Source organism: Alcanivorax sediminis (assembly GCF_009601165.1).
Classification (GTDB): Bacteria; Pseudomonadota; Gammaproteobacteria; order Pseudomonadales; family Alcanivoracaceae; genus Alcanivorax; species Alcanivorax sediminis.
On record NZ_WIRE01000002.1, the window covers coordinates 257,426 to 273,994 of the forward strand.

At 57.3% G+C, this 16,569-nt stretch carries 14 protein-coding genes and 1 tRNA gene; 13 read left to right on the forward strand and 2 right to left on the reverse strand.

Translation table 11 applies throughout. From position 1 onward, the window contains the following. Positions 1-86 precede the first annotated feature (86 nt). Both GFN93_RS17395 and GFN93_RS17400 read right to left on the reverse strand, forming a co-directional pair. Entirely contained in the window at positions 87-350 is a 264-nt protein-coding gene (locus GFN93_RS17395; RefSeq protein ID WP_407921809.1) for a hypothetical protein, read from the reverse strand. Beyond that, positions 308-478: a DUF2493 domain-containing protein gene (locus tag GFN93_RS17400; protein ID WP_235902084.1), complete on the reverse strand. Its 171-nt coding sequence runs from the start codon at positions 476-478 to the stop codon at positions 308-310. The genes GFN93_RS17395 and GFN93_RS17400 overlap by 43 nt, the downstream gene beginning before the upstream one ends. A 189-nt stretch (positions 479-667) precedes the next feature. Between GFN93_RS17400 and GFN93_RS15490 the strand changes: the two genes are divergently transcribed. From GFN93_RS15490 to GFN93_RS15550, 13 genes are all read left to right on the forward strand, one after another. Next, on the forward strand, positions 668-1,621 hold the full coding sequence (locus GFN93_RS15490) for a YbgA family protein (RefSeq protein ID WP_153502221.1): 954 nt from the start codon (positions 668-670) through the stop codon (positions 1,619-1,621). Then, positions 1,618-2,496 carry a MerR family transcriptional regulator gene (locus GFN93_RS15495; protein ID WP_328594775.1) on the forward strand — a complete coding sequence of 293 codons (879 nt, stop codon included), beginning with the start codon at positions 1,618-1,620 and terminating at the stop codon, positions 2,494-2,496. Before GFN93_RS15490 ends, GFN93_RS15495 begins: the two co-directional genes overlap by 4 nt. After that, positions 2,493-3,935 carry a cryptochrome/photolyase family protein gene (locus GFN93_RS15500; RefSeq protein WP_328594776.1) on the forward strand — a complete coding sequence of 481 codons (1,443 nt, stop codon included), beginning with the start codon at positions 2,493-2,495 and terminating at the stop codon, positions 3,933-3,935. The genes GFN93_RS15495 and GFN93_RS15500 overlap by 4 nt, the downstream gene beginning before the upstream one ends. Then, positions 3,932-5,188, forward strand: coding sequence for an NAD(P)/FAD-dependent oxidoreductase (locus GFN93_RS15505; RefSeq protein WP_153502222.1), 1,257 nt, complete (start codon positions 3,932-3,934; stop codon positions 5,186-5,188). Before GFN93_RS15500 ends, GFN93_RS15505 begins: the two co-directional genes overlap by 4 nt. Continuing rightward, positions 5,185-5,964 (forward strand): DUF1365 domain-containing protein, encoded by a 780-nt coding sequence (locus GFN93_RS15510; RefSeq protein WP_153502223.1) that lies wholly within the window; start codon positions 5,185-5,187, stop codon positions 5,962-5,964. The genes GFN93_RS15505 and GFN93_RS15510 overlap by 4 nt, the downstream gene beginning before the upstream one ends. Continuing rightward, positions 5,964-7,226 (forward strand): SAM-dependent methyltransferase, encoded by a 1,263-nt coding sequence (locus tag GFN93_RS15515; RefSeq protein ID WP_153502224.1) that lies wholly within the window; start codon positions 5,964-5,966, stop codon positions 7,224-7,226. Before GFN93_RS15510 ends, GFN93_RS15515 begins: the two co-directional genes overlap by 1 nt. 249 nt (positions 7,227-7,475) lie before the next feature. Continuing rightward, a complete protein-coding gene (nadA, locus tag GFN93_RS15520) occupies positions 7,476-8,525 on the forward strand; it encodes a quinolinate synthase NadA (protein WP_194285832.1) in 1,050 nt (349 codons plus the stop codon). Positions 8,526-8,676: 151 nt separating this feature from the next. Then, the gene (locus GFN93_RS15525; protein WP_153502225.1) at positions 8,677-9,444 is read left to right on the forward strand and encodes a sulfite exporter TauE/SafE family protein; all 768 of its coding nucleotides are present in this window, start codon (positions 8,677-8,679) and stop codon (positions 9,442-9,444) included. A gap of 234 nt (positions 9,445-9,678) precedes the next feature. Then, the gene (gene alaS / locus GFN93_RS15530; protein ID WP_153502226.1) at positions 9,679-12,276 is read left to right on the forward strand and encodes an alanine--tRNA ligase; all 2,598 of its coding nucleotides are present in this window, start codon (positions 9,679-9,681) and stop codon (positions 12,274-12,276) included. A 106-nt stretch (positions 12,277-12,382) separates the two neighbouring features. After that, positions 12,383-13,609 (forward strand): aspartate kinase, encoded by a 1,227-nt coding sequence (locus GFN93_RS15535; RefSeq protein ID WP_153502227.1) that lies wholly within the window; start codon positions 12,383-12,385, stop codon positions 13,607-13,609. Positions 13,610-13,882: 273 nt separating this feature from the next. Further along, positions 13,883-14,071, forward strand: coding sequence for a carbon storage regulator CsrA (csrA, locus tag GFN93_RS15540; RefSeq protein WP_011589077.1), 189 nt, complete (start codon positions 13,883-13,885; stop codon positions 14,069-14,071). 106 nt (positions 14,072-14,177) lie between these two features. After that, a tRNA-Ser gene (locus GFN93_RS15545) sits at positions 14,178-14,267 on the forward strand. Between the two features lie 341 nt (positions 14,268-14,608). Then, positions 14,609-15,904, forward strand: a complete 1,296-nt coding sequence (locus GFN93_RS15550) for a hypothetical protein (protein ID WP_153502228.1) — start codon at positions 14,609-14,611, stop codon at positions 15,902-15,904. Positions 15,905-16,569: the final 665 nt, after the last annotated feature.

Below are 16,569 nucleotides of genomic sequence, written 5' to 3' on the forward strand. Positions count from 1 at the left end.
GGCTGGCGAGAAATGAATCATATTCACACAAGGGGCTGTTCCTGACAATTAGCCCAAAGTGGTGTGGCCAGACAGGCGGAACGCAGCTAGCGACTGGTTACGGTGCCATGCTCAAAGCGCGGTATCTCCTGTTCCCGCTCTGGCTGCCACACTGGCAACCCCGCCTGTAGCGCCAGGCCCACCATGTCTTCGGTTCCCCGGCCACCGGGAAAGGCCACCAGTGCCTGGGGACGCCCATGGTGCAGCATGCGCCGGTTGCGCATGGGGCCGGCGGCGCGCCCATGGGCTTTCCAGTTGGCGGGATAGCTCACCTGATCCATACCGGCGTCCCTGGCCCACTGGCTGGCCAGCCGGTCTGCGCCGCTGGCATCGCATGAATCAGCAGGCTGATTAATCCAGCCCGCCGCAGCCGCTCCATGCTGTCGGTAACACAGGTGCTGTCCCGATAGTCCCTGCCGCCGCACACCAGAATTCTCATAACACTGTCCATATGATCAGTTTATGAAGAAGTATAAGACTATGCGCACGGTGTTGCATCCCTGTGATGGAATGGTGGCAACCTGATAACAGGCCCCTTCAGACCCTTCACAAGCAGCTTCACGGTGCGTTGACAGGCAGGCAGTCTAAACTTGTACAAATCAATTTTTCTGTACAGGTGTGCGTCGTCATGGATACAGCAGAAAAGATCCCCGTTGGCATCAGTGCCTGCTTGCTCGGTATGGAGGTTCGCCATGATGGCGGCCACAAGCATTCCCGCTATTGTACCGGTGTGCTGGCCAAGCACTTTTCCTTTCGTTCCCTGTGCCCGGAAATGGGATCGGGGTTAAGCACTCCCCGCAAGGCGTTACGCTTGATCGAGCAGGGTGACCAGCTGCGCATGGTGACGACCGACGGACTGCGTGATCACACCGACTTGATGATGGACTTTGTCGATCGCACTCTGCCCGCTCTGGATAGCTTGCGAGGTTTCATCCTCATGGCCAAATCACCCAGCTGCGGCATGGAGCGGGTGAAGGTCTACCGGGAAGACGGTGAGCTGATGCACCGGGATGCTGCGGGCCTGTTCGCCGCCGGACTCAAGCAAGCCTACCCGCTGATGCCAATCGAGGAAGCGGGGCGGCTGAATGATGACAGCCTCCGCGAGAATTTTATCGAGCGAGTCTTCCTCTACGACGACTGGTGCCAGCTGGTCGCCGGTGGCCTGACGCCGCAGCGACTGATTGATTTCCATAGCCGTCACAAGTTCCAGCTGCTGGCGCACTGCCAGCGCACCTATCGTGAGCTGGGCCCCATGCTGGCCAATCTCAAGGCGCGCCCGCTGGAGGAGATTGCCAACGACTATATTCATGCGGTCATGGAAGCCATGAAGAAGCAGGTCTCCCGTGGCGCCCACGTCAATACCTTGCAGCATATGGCGGGGTTCCTGCGTGAGGGACTGAGCCAGGAAGACCGCACGTTGATCAACGAACAGATTGATGCCTATCTGCGCGAAGATGTGCCTTTGATCGTGCCGATGACCTTGCTGCGTGGTGCCTTGCGGAAAGTGGATCAGCCCTATCTGCAGGCACAGCGCTACCTCAATCCCTATCCGGATTCCCTGGGTTTAAGGAACCGGGTGTGAGTGAGACGGTGGTGTCGGTTACCCCTGACGATGGGGGCTACAGCATTCAGGCGGTCAGTGAGCGCTGTGGAATCAACCCGGTCACGCTGCGAGCCTGGGAGCGTCGCTACGGTTTACTCAAGCCATCACGCACCGCCAAGGGTCATCGGCGTTATTCCGAGGAGCAACTGGCGCGGGTGCAGGCGGTGGTGCAGTGGCTTGAGAAAGGCGTGCCAATCCGTCAGGTGCAGGCACTGCTGGATTCGTCCAGTGCGACAAATGAACTGACGGCAGAGCCGGTGTGGCAGGAAGCCCGGGAGCGTGCTCTTGAGGCACTGGAAAGCCTGAATCTCAGACGTCTTGAGCAGCAGCTCAACGGACTGCTGGCAGACTATGGCCATGCCCGGGTAATTACTGAATTTTCTGACCCACTGCGGGAGCAGTTGTCACTGTCGCCATCCCTTTCCTTGCAGGCGGCAATGCTGCACAGCCTGTTGACTCAAAAGTGGTCCGGCAAGGCCCTGTCACTGGCCCCCGGTCGCAAAAGAGTGGGATGGGTGCTGGTGCCCCTGGGTGATCCTCTGGCGGCACTGGAGTTGGCCATGGTCATGAACGTTCCCCTGTGGTGCCTGGATCAACCTGCGGACGTGGACGCCCTCATACAGCGTCATGCTTCCCATCCTCATTTCGGTGTTCTCTGGGTGGCCAATGCCTTGCCCAATGCGGTGCAGCGTGCCCGCTGGCTGCCCAGTGAGACACCCACATTCCCGGCCTGCATCTGGGGCCCTCTGGCTGAGCAGATGGCGGGCGATTTACCCGGCGTTCATCTGCTGGAGGGGAGTCGTACCGACGTGGCTGACGCCTTGCTCGATCATGATCTGGAGATGTCATCGTGAACCTGGTCTGGTATCGCAACGACTTGCGCATACATGCCCACCGCGCCTTGCAGGAAGCCCTGCAGGCTGAGGGCCCAGTCACTGCTGTGTATTTCATTTGCGAAGATCAGTGGGATAGCCATGGTGTTGCCCCATTGCGTCGCTGGTATGTTTTGCACAGCCTCAATGAACTCGGTGAGCAGCTCGCCCAGCGAGGTATTACGCTGCATGTGGTGGACGCTGGTGACTTTAGTCAGGTCCCCCAAAAGCTGGCCAGTCTCGTTCGGGAACACGGCGTTGAGCGCATCTTTTGTACCCGCGAATATCCGCTGAACGAACGGCGCCGCGATGAAGCCGTGGCCGCGGAGATGGACAAGCAAGGTGTCGCAATTCGTGGTTTCGATGACAGCGTGCTGGTACCGCCCACTACATTGCGCACTGGCAAGGGCACTCCCTACACGGTTTTCAGTGCCTACAAAAAGCGCTGGGATGTGTGGCTGGAGCAGCATTTCTCTATCCCGGGCCTGCCCGGGAGCATGGCAGCCAAATCGGCAAAATTTGCCGGCAAGGCCGTCGTCGACAAGGCTCTGGATCGGGTATCCGTGCCCGCTTCCCTGACCGATCTGTGGACACCGGGAGAACAGGCGGCGGCCCAGCAGCTTGAGTACTTTGTTGGCCGTCATCTCGGCCAGTACCGCAAGCATCGGGATTTCCCCTCGCTGACCGCCACCAGCAGTCTTTCTGCTGCGTTGTCTGCAGGCACGTTGTCACCGGCCAGTTGCTTCCATGCTGCGCGGCAGGCCATGTCCGATGCCGGCGCTCGCGACGGCGCTGCCTGCTGGATCGGGGAGCTGGCCTGGCGGGACTTCTATCGCCAGATCATGGCGCAGTACCCGCGATTGAGTTGGGGCAGGGCCTTCCGCCCGGAAACGGATCTGCTGGAGTGGGATAACGACGACGATCTGTTCCAGGCCTGGTGCGAAGGGCGCACCGGTTATCCGCTGGTGGATGCCGCCATGCGCCAGCTGGTGGCCACAGGCTGGATGCACAATCGCTTGCGCATGGTGACCGCCATGTTCCTCAGCAAGCACCTCTGGCAGGACTGGCGTCGGGGCGAAGACTTTTTTATGCAGCACCTGATCGACGGTGACTTCGCCGCCAACAATGGAGGCTGGCAGTGGAGTGCCTCCACCGGCACGGATGCGGTGCCGTATTTTCGTGTTTTCAATCCGGTACGCCAGAGTCAGCGCTTTGATGCTGAGGGTAAATTTATTGCCTATTGGGTGCCGGAGCTGAAAGCGCTGGACAACAAGACCATTCATGAACCCTGGAAGCAGCCTTTACTGGTGCCGGACTATCCAGCACCTATCGTGCCCCATGCGGGAGTGCGTGAGCGGGTAACGGAGTCGTTTAAGGGGGCTAAACAGGCTTATGATCAATTACAGGGGGTAGACGCATGAAGCAACGTATAGCCATCGTCGGAGCAGGAATCAGTGGCCTGACAGCAGCCTGGTATCTGGCTGAGCAGAATGAAGTGGAAGTCTTTGAAGCCGGCGATTACCTCGGGGGACATACCTGTACGGTGTCGGTGGAGCGTGACCATGGTCGCTACGCCATCGATATGGGCTTTATCGTCTTCAACGATCGCACCTATCCCCACTATCTGAAACTGCTTGATGACCTCGACTTATCAGGGCAGCCTACTTCCATGGGGTTTGCGGTGAGCGATCAACGCAATGGCCTGGAATATTGTGGCGATGGTCTGGGCGGCGTGTTTGCACGCAAGCGTGACTGGTTCAGTCCGGCCCACTGGCGTTTCGTTCGAGAGATTCTGCGTTTCAACAAGGAGGCTACCGCGCTGCTGGACGATCCGGAAGGAGATATGCCGTTAGGCGAGTACCTGACACGACACGGTTACAGTGATCGTTTCCGTCGTGACTATGTGCTCGCCATGGGCGGGGCCATCTGGTCCTGTTCGCTGGCTCAGATGGAGGCGTTTCCAGCCCGATTCTTTATCCGTTTCTTTGATCATCATGGCCTGCTGTCGCTGACCAATCGCCCGCAATGGTTCGTGGTGCCGGGTGGTTCCAACCAGTACGTATCCAGGCTGGTGGCGCGTTGCCCGGCCACTTTCCATGTGGCCACGCCGGTGCAGTCCGTTACCCGTCACGCCAGCCACGTGACCGTGGTTGCCAATGGCGAGGCAAGGGAGTTCGATCAAGTCATCTTTGCCTGCCACAGCGATCAGGTATTGCCCATGCTGCAGGACCCGGACGCCCGGGAAAACGCCTGTCTTTCCCAGCTCGGCTACCAGGAAAACGAGGTGGTGCTACATACGGATACCCGGTTGCTGCCGAAGCGGGAGCGGGTCTGGTCCAGCTGGAACGCGATGCTCATGAAGCAGGATACTGATCGCATCCAGGTGACCTACAACATGAATATCTTGCAGGGCATCGAGTCCCCCGAAACCTTCTGTGTGACCCTGAACGCCACCGACCGCATTGATCCCGCCAAGGTGCTGGAGCGTCGTCATTTTTCCCACCCGTTATTCACACCGGAAACGGAAGCCGCGCGCGAAATCCTGCTGTCAGCCAACGGCAGTAACCGCACCTGGTACGCCGGCGCCTGGTGCCGCAATGGCTTCCATGAAGACGGAGTGGTGTCAGCGCTGAATGTGGTCACCGCTCTGGGTAAAAACAGGGTGGCCGCATGATAGGCCAGGCGGTCGCCAGGGGGCGGGTATGGCACCAGCGGAATGTGCCCTTCACCCATCGTTTTGATTATCCCCTGTGGCTGGTGTGGTGTGATCTCGAACAGATCCCCGACCTGCTGGCTTCGTCTCCCTGGTGGGGGCGGGCCTGGCGGCCAGTGGTGTTTCGTGATCGGGATTTCGTTGATGGCAGTGATGCGCCGTTACTGGACAAGGTGCGCCGCCAGGCAGCGGATGCCGGTCTCGACTGGCAGCAGGGCAGGGTATGCATGCTCGGTCAGTGGCGTACCTTCGGTACATTATTTAATCCGCTGGTACTGTATCTGCATTTCCCCGAGGGTTCTGATCAGCCGGACAGCATGTTGGCGGAAGTCCAGAACACACCCTGGAAGGAAAGGCACTTCTATGCCTTGCCGCTGGCCATGGATGATGAAGGGGCGCTGGTGGTGGACCACGACAAGACGTTCCATGTCTCGCCGTTCCTGCCCATGGCGTTGCGATACCACTGGCGTCTTCACGTTGCCTTTCCCGATTTTCGCTTAATTTTGAAGGATAAAAGTGACGATGAGGTGGTGTTCGCTGCAGGTATCAACATGACGTTGATGCATCCGAATCGCTCCGTCATGCGTAATGTCATTATGGCGATGGGTGCCAGAGGGGTTGTGACCCTGAAAGGCATCTACTGGCAAGCATTCAAACTGTGGCGAAAGGGCGCGCGATTCCATCGCCACCCGCAACCACAAGATCACGGACCAAACGAAAGTGAAAGGAGAGGGTAATGCAGTCTGGTGAAAATGCATCCAACAATAGCATTGTTGCCCGCGATCAGGCCTCAGGCCTGGCCGGCGTAGCGCGCCGACTGGTGCTGAAACAATTGCAGGCATTGCCCCATGGCGCGCTGCGTATCGAAGAGCCGGATGGCACGGTGGTCAATCTGGGCGACAGTGCTGAGGCTGGCGTGATTCAGCTGCGCGACTGGCGCACCTACTCCATGATGATGAGCGGTGGTGCCCTTGGTGCCGCAGAGGCCTACATGGAAGGGGGCTGGGACAGCCCGGACCTGGTGGCGGTGATTCGCTATTTCGCAGCCAACATCCAGGCCATGCGAGCACTGGAAGGTGGCTTGGCCAAAGTGTCTAAACCGGCATTGAAACTGCTGCACCGTCACAATCGCAACTCCCTGCAAGGTTCCCGCCGCAACATCGCTGCCCACTATGATCTGGGCAATGATTTCTTCGCCCTCTTTCTCGATCGCTCCATGATGTACTCCAGTGCGGTTTATCCGCGAGCGGATGCTGGCCTGGAAGAAGCGGCAGAGCACAAACTGGATCTGGTCTGTCAGCGGCTGGAATTGCAGCCGGGGATGGAGGTGCTGGAGATCGGTACCGGCTGGGGTGGGCTGGCGATCCATGCGGCCAGACAATATGGCGTTAATGTCACCACCACCACCATTTCTCGGGAGCAGGCTCGTTACGCCCGTGAGCAGGTGAAGGCTGCAGGTCTTGAAGATCGCATTACCATCCTTGAGCAGGATTATCGTGAACTGGAAGGGCAGTACGATCGCGTGGTGTCCATCGAGATGATTGAAGCGGTGGGGGCAGAGTTCCTGCCCAGTTACTTCAAAGTGTTGGGCGAAAGGCTGAAGCCTGAGGGCAAGTTGTTGCTACAGGCCATTACCGTGCCGGATCAGCGATACGATTACGCCCGCAAGCAAGTGGATTTCATCAAGCGCTATATCTTCCCGGGCGGTTTCCTGCCCAGCGTGTCGGTGATGACCGAGCACTTCACTCGCCATACCGATCTGGTGGCTACGGAGTTGTACGACATCGGCCTCGACTATGCCCGTACCCTGCATCACTGGCGCGAGCGTTTCCTGGCGACCCTGCCGAAGATTCGCGAGCTGGGATTTGACCAGCGCTTCATTCGCATGTGGGACTATTATCTGTGCTATTGCGAAGGGGCGTTTCTGGAAAGGGCGATCAGTACCGTGCATATCGTTGCCACGGGGCCTCAGTGGCGTCCTGAATCTGACGCTAGATAAAACGTTCTGCACAGGGTTCGCCAGCGCCATGTCTATTGCGTCTGGCGCCCGTGCTTGTTTTCTGGCGTTTCCCACCATTGAAAATTACCGCTCTCAGGCGCAGTTTTAAGGTATGACGGGCGCGCTGGCCTGGTGTCAGCACTCATTGGGCAGCATTGTGGTATTATGCCCGCCTTATTTTTCGCCATCCATGTTTTGGGTGGCCTTAAGTGATTGATATCAATTGATATTTTTCTGGCGGTGATAGCAATGACTGCAGAGGCACAAGCTCTGGTACAGGCCCACCTTGCAAAGGTGGTGCAGGATGATTCGCTGACGGACGAGCAGCGACTGGCCTACCGTGAACGTATCAAGTCTTTGTTACGCGAACGTGACGCTGTGCTGGTGGCCCATTACTACACCGACCCCGAAATTCAGTCGCTGGCAGAAGAGACCGGTGGCTGTGTATCGGACTCGCTGGAAATGGCCCGTTTTGGCAAGGAGCATCCTGCTTCCACCCTGATCGTGGCTGGCGTGAAATTCATGGGCGAGACGGCCAAGATTCTCAGCCCGGAGAAGCGGGTGTTCATGCCCACCCTGGAAGCCACCTGCTCACTGGATATCGGTTGCCCCGAGCAGGAGTTCTCTGATTTCTGCGACCAGCACCCGGACCGCACCGTGGTGGTCTACGCCAATACCTCTGCGGCGGTAAAGGCCCGCGCCGATTGGGTGGTCACGTCCTCCATCGCGGTGGAACTGATTGAGCACCTGGATCGCAACGGGGAGAAAATTCTCTGGGCTCCGGACAAGCACCTGGGTAGCTATGTGCGCGACAAGGCGGGTGCCGACGTACTGTGCTGGGACGGCGCCTGCATCGTCCATGAAGAGTTCAAGGCTCAGGGCCTGCTGGATCTCAAGAAAGCCTACCCGGAAGCTGCCGTACTGGTGCACCCGGAATCCCCGGCTTCGGTGGTGGCGATTGCCGACGTCGTGGGTTCCACATCGCAGCTGATCAAGGCCGCCTGCGACATGGACAACGACACCTTCATCGTGGCCACCGACAAGGGCATCTTCTACAAGATGCAGCAGCTGGCCCCGGAGAAAACCTTCCTTGAAGCACCCACCGCCGGCTCTGGCGCCACTTGCCGCAGCTGCGCCCACTGCCCGTGGATGGCCATGAACGGCCTGCAGAACATGGTCGAGGTGCTGGAAAGCGAGAATGGCAACGGCCAGGAAATCTTCGTTGATCCGGCACTGGCAGAAAAAGCCATGGTGCCGCTCAACCGCATGCTGGATTTCGGCAAGTCCCTCAAAGGGTAAAGGGTGTCGTCAGGCTCTCGGTGCCTGAAGCTTGTGCCATCACAAGTGTGAACCCAAAGCGAGTTATGAGTAACGAGTTTCGAAAACCCGGGTTGGCCTTTCGCGACTCGATACTCGAAACTCGATACTTTCTTTTGAATTGAGTCTCCCCATGGAATACCTCTCTGACCCCTGGCTCGCTGCCGCCTTGCTGGGCGCTGGCGTTCTTGCCGGTTTTATCAACACCCTCGCCGGTGGCGGCGGGCTGCTGATTCTGCCGTTGCTGATGCTCACCGGCATGAGTGCGGCGCTGGCCAATGGCACCATGCGGGTGGGGGTGTTGATCCAGAGCATTGAGGCGGTGCGCCAGTTCAACAAGCGCGGCACCATGCCGTTCGCGCCGTTGCCGGCCATTCTGGTGCCCTGTTTGCTGGGTACCCTGGTGGGCGCGCTGGCTGCGGCGTATCTGCCGGAAGCCATTCTCAAACCGGTGCTGCTCACCACCCTGGTGGTGGTGGCCCTGATCATGGTGCTCAAGCCCAACCAGATGACTCCGGGGCCGGAAGAGATACCGTTGGTGCCCAACGATTCCCTGCCAGCCTGGATCGGGCTGTTCTTTGCCGGTGTTTATGGCGGCTTTGTTCAGGCCGGGGTCGGCTTTGTGCTGATTGCCGTGCTGGTGGGGCAAATGCGCTATGACCTGCTACGCGGCAATGCTCTGAAGCTGGCCATCACCGGCAGCTTCACCGTGCTCGCCCTGGGCATCTTTGTGTGGCGGGATCAGGTGGCCTGGCTCCCCGGCTTGCTGGTCGCTGCGGGCACCCTGGTCGGCGTGCGTCTGGGGGTTGGCTTCGCTCATCGGGTCTCGCCCAAAGTCCTCAAGCGCATCCTGCTGGTGATGGTGCTGGCGGTGTGTCTGGCGGCGGCGATCAAGGGCTGAGAAACGAGTAACGAGTTTCGAGTTACGACGCGGGATACGCCTGTGTTGAAGGTCTGCGTGGTTCACCGCGATTCTCGGCATTGGTGCGCGGGCAGGGCGTTCAAGTGCTTGCTCTAACCTGGCTCGTGTCGTAACTCGAAACTCGTCACTCGCTCCTCGTAAACCATCGCAACCGCGCCCCATGGGCGGTATACTCGGCGCTTTCCGATAGCCAGCCAAGATACCGTTTTTCCTATGAACAGTGCTGAACTACGCCAGGCCTTTCTGGACTATTTTGCCAGCCAGGGACACACCAAGGTGCCGTCCTCCTCGTTGGTACCTCACGATGATCCTACCCTGCTGTTTACCAACGCGGGGATGAACCAGTTCAAGGACGTGTTCCTGGGCCGTGAATCGCGGGATTACACCCGTGCCACCAGCTCCCAGCGCTGCGTCCGTGCCGGCGGCAAGCATAACGATCTGGAAAACGTGGGCTATACGGCGCGCCACCACACCTTCTTCGAAATGCTGGGCAACTTCAGCTTCGGTGATTACTTCAAGCGCGAAGCCATCAAGTTCGCCTGGGAATTTCTCACCGGCACCCTGGGGCTGCCGGAAGAGCGCCTGTGGGTGACGGTGCATGTTTCAGACGACGAAGCTGCTGATATCTGGCTCAAGGAAATGGGCGTCAGCGCCGAGCGTTTCTCCCGCCTGGATGAAGACAACTTCTGGCAGATGGGCGACACCGGTCCCTGTGGTCCCTGTTCTGAAATCTTCTATGACCACGGCGCGGATGTGCCTGGTGGTCCTCCCGGTTCCGAGAACGACGATCTGGATCGCTACATCGAGATCTGGAACCTGGTGTTCATGCAGTACGACCGTCAGGAAAGCGGCGAACTGGTCCCTCTGCCCAAGCCCAGCGTGGACACCGGCATGGGGCTCGAGCGTATTGCAGCGGTGCTGCAGGGCGTGCACTCCAACTACGAGATCGACCTGTTCCAGGCGTTGCTCAAGGCGGCCGCCAAGGCCACTGGCTGCAATGATCTCGAAGAGAAGTCCCTGCGGGTGATCGCGGACCACATCCGCTCCTCCAGCTTCCTGATCTGCGACGGGGTGATCCCGTCCAACGAAGGCCGCGGCTATGTGCTGCGCCGCATCATCCGTCGTGCCCTGCGCCATGGTCACAAGCTGGGGCAGGACAAGCCGTTCTTCTCCACCCTGGTGAGTGCGCTGGTAGAACAGATGGGCGAGGCCTATCCGGAACTGGCCCGTGAGCAGGCCCGCATCGAGAAAGCGCTGCTGGCGGAAGAAGAGCAGTTTGGCCGCACTCTGGCCGCTGGCATGAAGGTGCTGGAAGGCGCCATCGAAGAAATGGATGGCAAGGTGTTGTCCGGCGATGTGCTCTTTACCCTCTACGATACCCACGGCTTTCCGCCGGACCTCACCGCCGATGTGGCCCGTGAGCGTGATCTGGATGTGGACATGGCCGGTTTCGAAAAGGCCATGGAAGCCCAGCGTGAGCGTGCCCGTGGTGCGGGCAGCTTCGCCAACGATTACAGCGATCGCCTGAATATCGAATCTGTCACCGATTTCTCCGGTTACGAGAAGCTGGCGGACGAAGACGAGATTGTTGGCCTTTATCGTGACGGCGAAGCCGTGGACAGCCTCAACGCCGGGGAAGAGGGCATGGTGGTGCTGGCCAGCACACCGTTCTATGCCGAATCCGGTGGCCAGGTGGGCGACACCGGTTTCCTGGTGAAAGGGGATAACCGCTTTGCAGTGGCCGATACCCGCAAGCGTCAGTCTGCCCACATTCACATGGGTAAAGTGGAAAGCGGCGCCCTCAAGGTAGGCGACAAGGTGGCGGCGTATGTGGACGTGGAGCGTCGCAAGGCGATCATGCGTAACCACTCCGCGACGCACCTGATGCACGCTGCCTTGCGTGAAGTGTTGGGTGATCATGTCCAGCAGAAAGGTTCGTTGGTGGCCGCTGATTACCTGCGCTTTGACTTCTCCCACGGCGAAGCCGTCACAGAAGCCCAGCGCGAGCAGATTGAAACCATCGTTAATCGCCAGATCCTGGCCAATACGGCCGTATCCACCGACCTGATGGATATTGATGCGGCCCGTGACGCCGGCGCCATGGCCCTGTTTGGTGAGAAATACGATGATCAGGTCCGTGTACTGACCATGGGCAGTGATGGTTTCTCCAAGGAACTGTGTGGCGGTACCCATGTGGGCCGCACCGGCGATATCGGCTTGTTCCGGATTACTCTGGAAGCCTCCGCCGCGGCGGGTGTACGTCGTATCGAAGCCGTTACCGGCGAGAATGCCCTGGCCGCCATGCGCAAGCAGGAGCGTGCCCTCAGCGACATCGCCGCCACCGTGAAGAGCACCCCGGATAACGCCGCCGAGCGCGTGCGCAACCAGGCGCAGAAAGTGCGCGAGCTGGAAAAAGAGATTGAGCGCCTCAAGCAGAAACTGGCCAGCGGGGCAGGCAGCGACCTGTCCGATGCGGTTCAGGAGGTGAATGGTGTGAAGGTGCTGGCTACCGCGGTGGACGGCGCCGATGGCAAGACCCTGCGGGTGACCATGGACAAGCTGAAAGACAAGCTTGGCTCCGCGATCATCCTGCTGGCAGCGGTGGAAGGTGACAAGGTGGCCCTGGTGGCCGGTGTCACCAAAGACCTGACCAGCCGTTTCAAGGCCGGCGATCTGCTCAAGCACGTGGCGGAGCAGGTGGACGGTCGCGGCGGCGGTCGACCGGATATGGCTCAGGGTGGTGGTAACAATCCTGCGGCGCTGCCGGGTGCGCTGGAAAGCGTGAAGGACTGGGTAGCAGGACAGGGCTGACACGGCTTTCACCGTGGTCCAGACATGGCCGGGACACCCGCAACATGAAATCCGGGCGCGTTTCTGATAGAGTTACGCGCTCATTTTTTGCAGACAAAGCGACTTTATGGCCCTTATCGTGCAGAAATACGGCGGTACCTCTGTGGGTACTGTCGAACGCATCCAGGCCGTTGCCGAAAAGGTAGCAGGCTTCCATAAACAGGGTGACCAGGTAGTTGTGGTGGTGTCCGCCATGAGCGGTGAAACCAACCGCCTGATCGACCTGGCCAAGGGTGTCAGCGACAACCCGTCTCCTCGTGAGATGGACGTGCTGGTATCCACCGGTGAGCAGGTCACCATTGCCCTGCTGTCCATGGCGCTCCAGCGTCTGGGCCTCAATGCCCGTTCCTACACCGGCAGCCAGATTCCCCTGCGTACCGACAGCGCCCACTCCAAGGCGCGTATCGAAGAGATCGACGACAAGAAAATGCGTGCCGACCTGGATGGCGGCAGCATTGTGGTGGTCGCCGGTTTCCAGGGTGTCGATGCCCACGGCAATATCACCACCCTTGGCCGTGGCGGCTCCGATACCACCGCCGTTGCGCTTGCCGCTGCCCTGAAGGCAGACGAGTGCCAGATTTATACCGATGTGGATGGCGTTTACACCACTGATCCCCGTGTGGTGGATACCGCCCGCCGTCTCGACAGCATTACCTTTGAGGAAATGCTCGAAATGGCCAGCCAGGGCTCCAAGGTCCTGCAGATCCGCTCCGTGGAATTCGCCGGCAAATACAATGTGCCGCTGCGTGTTTTGTCCAGCTTCCAGGATGGTCCTGGAACACTTATTACCGTCGACGACGAGGTTGATATGGAAAAGCCGGTAATCTCCGGAATTGCCTTTACCCGTGATGAAGCCAAGATTATCGTGCGTGGCGCCCCGGATACTCCGGGCATTGCCTACAAAATCCTCGGTCCGGTAAGTGCTGAAAACATCGAAGTCGACATGATCGTACAGAACGTGGGCAAGGACGGCGCCGCCGACTTTACCTTCACCGTACATCGCAACGACTTCACCCGTGCCCAGGAAGCCCTGCGCAACGCCTCCGACGATCTGGGTAACCCGGAAATCATCGGTGACGACAAGATTGCCAAGGTGTCCCTGGTGGGTGTTGGCATGCGCTCCCACGCTGGTGTGGCCGCCAAGATGTTTGAAACCCTGGCCAAGGAAGGGGTGAACATCGAGATGATCTCTACCTCTGAGATCAAGGTCTCTGTGGTGATCGCCGAGAAGTATCTGGAGCTGGCGGTGCGTGCACTGCACTCCGCGTTCGAACTGGATCAGCCGGCCGGCTGATCCTTCACGGGAACTCCTGGAGCAACCTGTATACAAGACATTGCAGTCTGGTAAAAAGGAGGCTTTTCAGGGGTTCCACGGTAGAATTGGGGCGACGACCGGTAGGTTTTGCCTCTTTCACCGACAAGACTTCAGAACCTCATTCAGGCATACTGCCGCCCTCGTGCAAGGGGTGGGCAAGTGGTCCCGACCAAGGAACCGTCAATGACGGAGCCCGTTAGCCCCGGGTACGGATTGCGCTCACGGACAACAAGGACCCCAGGAGGGATCATCATGCTTATTCTTACGCGTCGAGTTGGAGAGACCCTGATGGTCGGTGATGAAGTCACCGTTACCGTTCTGGGTGTAAAAGGCAACCAGGTTCGCATCGGTGTGAACGCGCCGAAAGAGGTTGCAGTGCATCGAGAAGAAATTTATCAGCGAATTCAGCACGAAAAATCATCAGACGGTGAGTCTGCCTGATTTTTGGGCTGTATTTTCTCCGCAAAGTCGTTATCATGCGCGGCGAGTTTGGAAACAGCGCCAATCAAGAGCGTTCACTTTCCTGACTTGAGCAGTACCGCATTCCGGAGAGGTGGGTGAGTGGCTGAAACCAGTTCCCTGCTAAGGAACCATACGGGTTACCGTATCGCGGGTTCGAATCCCGCCCTCTCCGCCATATAAAGAAAAGCCCCGTAATTCAATGAGTTACGGGGCTTTTTCATTTGAGATTTGTAGCAAAGTTTTGTAGCAAAACGGTGATGGCAGGATTGATAGGCTAGGATGGGGGGTAAAACTCCGAAAAGCCTCCTGAATGGCCTGTAGTGCCCTTTTTGTTGTCTCCGCTTTACCTCCCCTGTCATGCCTTTAAAGGCCTTTCCTGTGCATCTCTAATCCGTCCATGACGTTTCAGAATCCCGGTATATCCAATTTGAATATGTGACTCTGCCCCGGCAGAATGTGTGAGCCTGTTCACGGAAGGTGGCGGGATTGTGGTTTTGCTAATACTAAGGGACTGAAATGAATACTAAGTTGAAAGCTTTAGCTCTGATTTGTGGAACGGCTGCTCTATATGCTTGCGGAGGAGGAGGCGGAAGCTCCTCTGGTGGAGGAAGCAATAACGATGGCGGTGAGGGAGGAAGTGGAGAGGCCCGTTCAGGGCAGTTCGTGGATTCTGCTGTGGCCAATATCGCTTACACAGCTTCTCCGTCTGGAACCACCGGTTTCACGGATGAAAACGGTTTCTTCGATTTTGAAAGTGGCGATACGGTGACTTTCTCTGTCCGGGGCGTTGATCTACCCCCTGTGCCAGCCACTGGTAAAGTTACTATCAATGATTTTGATAAAGTATCAACCTCCGATAGTGATGATCTTGGCCTGAATATCGCCATCCTTCTGCAATCCTTGGATAGTGATGGTGATGCCAGCAATGGCATCCAGATTCCTGATGAGACGGAAGAGACTGCTGAGAAGGCAGCTAATGTTGATTTCGATCAACCGGTTGGAGATTTTGTCAGCGACCCGAACACTGCTGGTGCAGTTGATAACGCACTGGTAACAGAAGCTGAGGCGAAAGCGCACCTTGATAGTCAGATGGAGGATTTGCTTCTGTCAGGCACTGGGGTTTGGCGCTTGTATGTGGTTGGTGAAGATCCCGGTATTCGGAACGTCACTTTTAATGATGACGGGACAATTAGCTTCACAAACGCCCAAGAGGGTGGTTGGTATAACCCTGTTGATGTTTCAGAAGAAAACACCACGGAAGGGTATACCGCAACAGCTAAAAGCCTGAAGTTCGAAAACAACCCTGATACCTTTACCTTGGTCTATGAGGGCGTTGGCGAAGAAAATGGCGAAAAGTGGGATGTATTGGTTTTTGCCGAATCAGCCACAACCTTGATTTACATGGATAACCGCCCAACTGATTTGCATGATCTCGGCAATCTCTCTGCCGAGGCGGGTGATGATTGGAATCTGCTGATCGTCAATGATGAGGGATCTGGTGTTGTGAAAGAACCTATTGGTTTCCGTGAAAATGGTCAAACGGCACCGGGCGACTACGATACGACATGGGAAAATAATGTCGATGCAGCTGACTTCTTTAATGATGAGGAAGTTAGCAGTGTAGAAGACCCAATGCTTGGTGTATTGCGTGGCGGAAATGTAGGCGATGAAGCATACCTGCTACTCGTCTCTGGTGGTGATTTGTCGCTGTTGTATATCGCCGTTACCGAAGAGGCTGGTTTTGGAGAGCAGTATTCGCTCATGACTGAAAATGAAGCTCTTGCAGACTCTATTCTTAACGCAATGAACTAAATAGCTCTTACCCCTATTGGCCCCTCTCCCCTGAGGGGCTTTTTTTTTGCCAAATTTCGACAAAATTATAGTGTATGTTCTCTTTTCTCTCTTTCTCTTAGTTCAGTAAGACGTTGTTTAGAGTTAAGACCATAACCCCTAATGTTTAAACGTCTCGCTTTGCTCGCGGGGGTAACCATTTCTGCCCTTGCGGGCAGAACTTTCCATAACTCCATCACTATTTTGACGAGCTATGGGTCAACGGCGGGAAGACCTCATGGGCTGGTTAAACCCATCCTTGCATACGCAGGCAGACACTTGAACAGTTCAGCAAACTGTCTTGTCGGATTGTCTACAGCCTCTTTGCAGTGATTGACGTTAGTATGCAGCGCTATCTGAATATACTCGTTCCAATGTGCTCTCTGGGTTCCCACACCCAGATCTAAGCCAACTTATCCATGCACAGCTACGACAAAACCCCTTGTAACTGCTGAGAATAAAACAACTATAAGAAACCCCCAAAACATCTGTTAAAATCCAAAAGTTTCTTGGGTGTAGTGAGAAAAAATTATTTTTTTGAGTGGTTTGTTTTGGCAGGACTTGAAATACAAAAAATGAGTGATAATCTTTTCTGTATGGTGTCAGTCCTGCCGCAGACCGTTTCTCACCATACCAAGAGTCGCTCA